This is a genomic window from Aestuariivirga sp. (assembly GCF_044239095.1).
Taxonomy (GTDB): domain Bacteria; phylum Pseudomonadota; class Alphaproteobacteria; order Rhizobiales; family Aestuariivirgaceae; genus Aestuariivirga.
The window spans coordinates 1-5401 of the sequence record NZ_JBIICB010000283.1; the positions used below are offsets into that span (position 1 = coordinate 1).

A 5401-nucleotide genomic window follows, 5' to 3' on the forward strand; every position below is an offset into this window, starting at 1 on the left:
ACTGCGGCCTCACCGAACAGGCGGTGGCAAGCTACGAGGCGGCGCTGCGGCTCCGCCCGGATTTTGCCGAGGCGCACAACAATCTCGCCAACAGCCTGTCGCTCCTCGGCCGCAAGGAAGAGGCGCTTGCCAGCTATGCGCGCGCCTACACCCTCAAGTCCGGCTATGGCGAGGCCTATGTAAATGCCGCCGCCGTGCTCCTCGAACTGGCGCGTCCAGCCGAGGCGCAGGACATCCTGGAGAAGGCCATCGCGGTAAACCCCGGCCACGTCGAGGCGTACAGGAGCCTGGCTGAATGCCTGCGGCAGCTCGGCCAGTCAGAGGCGGCAATCACCGCCGCGACGCGGTCCGTGGACCTCGACCGCTCTTCGGTGGACTCCCTCCTCGCGCGCGCCGGGCTCTTGACGTCAGCCAGGCGCGAGCAGGATGCGCTTGGCGACTATACGAGCGCCCTGGCGCTTGACCCACAGAACAAAGAGGCGCTGCTCGGCAAGGCCGATCTGCTCTACCAACTCTCCCAGCATGATGAGGCAATCACGCTGTGCGACATCGTGATCAAGGCCTACCCGCAAGAGGCCCAGGCCTATCTCCTGATCGGCAAGGCGCTGGAATCCCGGAAGGAATTGCCAGCCGCCGCGATGAGCTACGACAAGGCTGCCGAACTTGACCCCGCATGGCTCTCCCCCGTGCTGCGCCGGGCCAGCGTTCTGGACGGCTTGGGCAGGCACGATGAATCGCTCGCCGCCTATGACCAAGCCATCGCCATGCAACCGGACTCGGCAGACGCCCACATGGGCAAGGGCGACACGTTGCGCAGCATGCGCCGCTTCGAGGAGGCTCTAGCCTGTTTCGACCATGCCATCTCGCTCGCCCCCGAACGTCACCTGCTTTACGGCACGCGCGGCGGGCTGCGCAGCGAAATGGGCCAGACCGAAGAAGCGCTCGAGGACTTCGGCCAGAGCCTCCGGATCATGGCGGCAGGCAATGCGGCGGCCGAAACGGTGGCCCGCCACTGCATGTCCCTCCTGTCTGTCGACAAGATCCCCGCCATCTATGCCTCAGAGGCCGAACTCGCAGCCACGCGCGACAGGGTGGAGAACGTGCTCGACGAACTGCTCCGCGTCTATGACGGCGTTGCACCGCTCGGCGGGGAAGAGACCCGGGTGTCCGAACAGGCGATCCGCCAGCTCACGGGCTTCTACCTCGCCTATCACCAGCGCAATGACCGCGAGACGATGCGCAAGCTCTCCCTTGCCGCCGCGCGGCTGCTGTCGCTTCCGCCGTGGGAGGCAGCGCCCCGGGCACGGACCGGGCCCATCCGCGTCGGTATCGCCTCGCAGCGGCTACGCAACCACAATGGCGCCAACTGGGCCTACAACTGGTTTGCCCATCTTCCGCGCGGCGACTATGAATTTTTCACCTATGCCTTCGAGACGTCGAAGGACGATCTTTCTCAGAAATTCGCCGCCCTCGGTAGCCACCGGACGCTCACCTGGTCGCGCAACAATCCGCACGAGATCGTGCGCCAGATGCGCAGCGACGGGCTCGACATCCTCATGCTCACCGACGTGGGAATGACGGCGGTGAGCCGTTTCCTGTCTCTCCACCGTATCGCGCCTTGCCAGTTCACCGCCTGGGGCCATCCGGTAACGACGGGCTCGCCCGAGATGGACTTCTATCTCTCCAGCGACCTGATGGAGCCGGAGGATGGGCAGGATCACTACACGGAGAAGCTCGTCCGCATGCCGAACCTGGCACTCTATCTCGAGGAGCGGGACGGTGAGGCTCAACACCCCGCCCCGGCAGCGGGCTTCGGCCTGCCGGAGGGCCGCGTGCTCTATGGCTGCCTGCAATCGCTGTTCAAGTACCTCCCCCGCCATGACGCGATCCTGCCACGCATCGCGCGCGAGGTACCTGACGCATTGTTCGTGTTCCTCGAGGGCAGTCCCCCTTACATGACCTTGGTGATGCGGGAACGCCTCGAGAGGGCCTTCGCGGAGCACGGGCTTGACGCCGGGCGGCATGTGATGTTCCTGCCGCGCTGCAAGCCGTCCGATTTCGACCGCCTGATGCGGGCGATGGACGTCTGTGTCGACAGCGTGGGCTGGAGCGGCGGCAACACCAGCTTGAAGAACATCGCGCAGGGCGTGCCGCTCGCCACGCTGGCAGGTGATTCGATGCGCGGACGGCACACCAGCGCCATGTTCGCCATGATCGGCGCGGACGAGATGATTGCCACCACGCCTGACGCCTATGTGGACATTCTGGTGCGGCTCGGCCGCGAGGAAGCCTATCGCCGCCACTGCGCTGCCCTGTTTGCGGAGGGCCGCCACAGGCTTTACCGCGACGCCACCTTCATCCGCGCCTTCGACAGCTTCCTGAAAGAGAATGCCTGAGCACGGATCAGCTCACGAAGTTGACCAGCCCGCCGCAGTCCGCGTCCTGGCTGACCTTCCGGAAAAACCAGAATCCCGCATCCCTCGCCTGAACAATGTCGCTGCTGGTCAGCGCGTCATAGGTCCGCGGGTGGATCGTGCGCTTCACCAGGCGGCCTGATCCGTCCCTCACCTCCTTCACCTGGCGTTCCTTCCAGTTGACGAATGTTCTGCGGCGATTCAGCACCTCATCCGGGCGCATGCCGCAGTGATGGACGAGAACATTCATGAAATAGTGCTCATCCGGCGCAAACATGCGCGCAAAACAATGCAACTTCGGCTTCTCGAGAAGAAGCCCGACATGCCGGCGCGACAGGATGACCCACTGGTCATGCTCGAAGAAGGGCGTGAAGCGGCAGCCTTCGGCAAGTGTGGCCTGCCGCCTGAAATGCTCTGTCCCCTGCGCCGGTATCCGGAAGCTGATGAGGGATTTCCCGGCGAGACCGCCGAGCGCCAGCGCCACGTCAGCGAAAGGCACGATGGGAACCGTCGTCTCAGACAGCAGGATGAAATGCTCGTTGCGCGCGTCCGCGAAGGCGGCTTTGAACAGGGTCAGTGTTGCATCAACGAGCGAGGCCTGCCCATGCCCCGTCGCCACCCTCTCCGCGATAATGCCGTCCTTGAGAAAGCCCGTCGTCACCTCGTCAGGCTGCTTCGCATGGCAATAGACCGTTGCCCCCTCCGCCCGTGCGAGAAAGGCATCCCACATGGCCGGCTGGGACAGGTCAGCAATGGTGAGAAAGCAAAGGGCGATGGTCATCGGCGCTGTAGGGTTGATCAGTGCGACATGAGTCTAGGATCGGCTGGTGGGCGTGGCAAGCGCCGAAGGGCGCGGCGCCTCATGGGAGTCAGGCGCCGGCCGTCCCCATGAAGCCCGCCGCCACGAGATCCACCGGTGACGCATAGCGTCTGCTGACGGCGGTCACGAGGTCGGCATCACTGAGCCGCCTCAGCGCGAAGTCAAGCATCCTGTATTCGACCGACCCCTTGTAATACTGGCCTTCCGTCAGGGCGGTGCGCACTTTCGCATCGAGTTCGGGGTAGAACTTGAAATGCGCGATGGTGCAGGCGTTGCGGATGGACGGGACGCCGCTGATAGAGTGGTCGGCCAAGCGCTGGCGGGTGCTGGATGATTTCATGATCGGGAACTTGTAGTCTAGCGCACCGGCATAATGTCCCGGACCAACCTCCATCGCCTTCATCTCGTTAGGAAAGCTCCCCAGCAGAAATCTCAGGAGCCGGCCGCGGATGCCGAACTTCTGTTGAAGGATCCTGCCCGATGCATCATGAAGCGCATGATATGGGCCTTCGTCGAAGAATGGGCATGCCTGGAACGGATCGATGCCGGGATCAAAATTCCGCTCCCTGAGCCTTCGTGGATAGAAGTCGACCATGCTCGCAAAACCGTGGTCCATTCCGGCCCGGTCGAGAAACGCCGTATAGTCATCGAGACGGGAGAACGGCGGCGGAAGAACGATGAACTCATCGCTGTCAACGACAGCATGCCAACGCCCCGAGAACATCTGGTTCGTTGCATATTCCCTGAGCAGCGTGGGCAGCCTCTTGGGCACTCCCGTCTTCTGAACCCCAAGCACGTCGCCGAACTTCGCGTTGTTGGAGAGCAGTATGGAAACGTCCTCCTGAGCCTCAAGCACAGACATGAACGCCTCGTCGCACCTGTCGGCGTAGATGACGAAACTCTGTGCACCCAGGGCGCGGTAGTGCCGGAGAAAATGCGGCAGGAAATACGTCTCGTTGCGCATGACCGAGAACACGGGCACGCCGGCAAGGAGATTGGCTCTCCGTCTGTGAACCTTTAGCGTGAGGCCGCCCATCCAAAAACCGCTTAACCGTCTGCACCTGAGGCCGCAAACTATTGCCGAAGCACGGGCGTGTCGATATCAGTTTTCTGTATAGACGGATACGAACTTAGGCCGTCTGCCGAGGTCAGCATCCGTTGCGCAGGTAGCTCAGCTTCAGAGACCCGGCGCGCACGACAGCCAGGTGAAATCACCTGGTCGAAAGGAACGCGGCACAATCCGCTGAACCCGGAACTTCATTTCACGGCGCTCGTCAAGCGTGGCTTGTTCCAGCGGACGGATGACAGCGACAGCTTGACACTGCTGGAAGTGAGCATGCAGCGATCTGAACGCCCTGCCAGACTATGCCGTCTACTGCATCAACCTTGGTGAGCCGGATCTTGGAATGGGCATCAGCCACAAGTTCAAGGGAACGCTCGGCTGTTTCCTCTGCCATCTTCGTGCCTGGGAACTCTTACTTGAGTCGAAGAAGGACTATGCGCTGATCGTGGAAGACGGCTTCAGGCCGAGGCAGCTTTCGCCAAGCTACTGAAGTGGTTCCATATCGTTCATGTTCATCCGAACAACCAAGGAAAGTTCCTGCAATCGGGAAGCATTGAAGTCCCGCAGATACTTCAAGTCACACTGATCAGAAAAGACCGGTGCACAGAATTGACATCCGCGAAGACGCTGCCCCATCCGCTGGACAGGCCGTGCCATCCCGGCCGGCCCGATCTGGCCCTGCCGGACATCTGGCACACATCGTCCTGAGGGTTTGTTTATCCACCAACAAATGGTCCAAGCCGACTGTGAGAGCATAGCTCGCCCGCGCTGGCGCTGCGCAACCGTCAGTTTCCTCTTTGGCTGGAATCGCAGCGTCTGCCTTACCAAGTTTACCAGGTCAAACAGCAAAACAGAGGCAATGCTTCCCCTGGGTCTTGCACTCGGACTTCAGAAGAGGAACAATTCCTGTAAAGCAGTGATCACTCTGCTATCAGTCACCCGCGATCCAGTTCAACGCCCAGCAGCGATAGAGACCGGACCAAATTACAATCGGCAACCGAACCTGCACCAAGAAACTGTTACCATGTTGAGATCCATCTCTCTGACTCTTGTTACGCTCGTTGTGATTGCCCTTGCGGCTCTCTCTGGCGCCTGGGCCGAGAA

4 protein-coding genes are annotated in these 5401 nt (G+C 61.7%); 2 read left to right on the forward strand and 2 right to left on the reverse strand.

What is annotated here, in order from left to right:
* Window positions 1–2396 (forward strand): tetratricopeptide repeat protein (locus ACILRA_RS19155; protein ID WP_395663658.1); only part of this gene is annotated, 2396 nt, incomplete at its 5' end.
* 7 nt (window positions 2397–2403) lie between these two features.
* On the opposite strand, the gene ACILRA_RS19160 is transcribed toward ACILRA_RS19155, so the two are convergent.
* Entirely contained in the window at window positions 2404–3195 is a 792-nt protein-coding gene (locus ACILRA_RS19160) for a beta-1,6-N-acetylglucosaminyltransferase (protein ID WP_395663659.1), read from the reverse strand.
* Window positions 3196–3283: 88 nt separating this feature from the next.
* Window positions 3284–4270, reverse strand: a complete 987-nt coding sequence (locus ACILRA_RS19165; protein ID WP_395663660.1) for a glycosyltransferase family 2 protein — start codon at window positions 4268–4270, stop codon at window positions 3284–3286.
* A gap of 370 nt (window positions 4271–4640) precedes the next feature.
* Here ACILRA_RS19165 and ACILRA_RS19170 point away from each other — a divergent pair, with 370 nt between their 5' ends.
* Window positions 4641–4787: a hypothetical protein gene (locus ACILRA_RS19170; protein ID WP_395663661.1), complete on the forward strand. Its 147-nt coding sequence runs from the start codon at window positions 4641–4643 to the stop codon at window positions 4785–4787.
* Window positions 4788–5401: the final 614 nt, after the last annotated feature.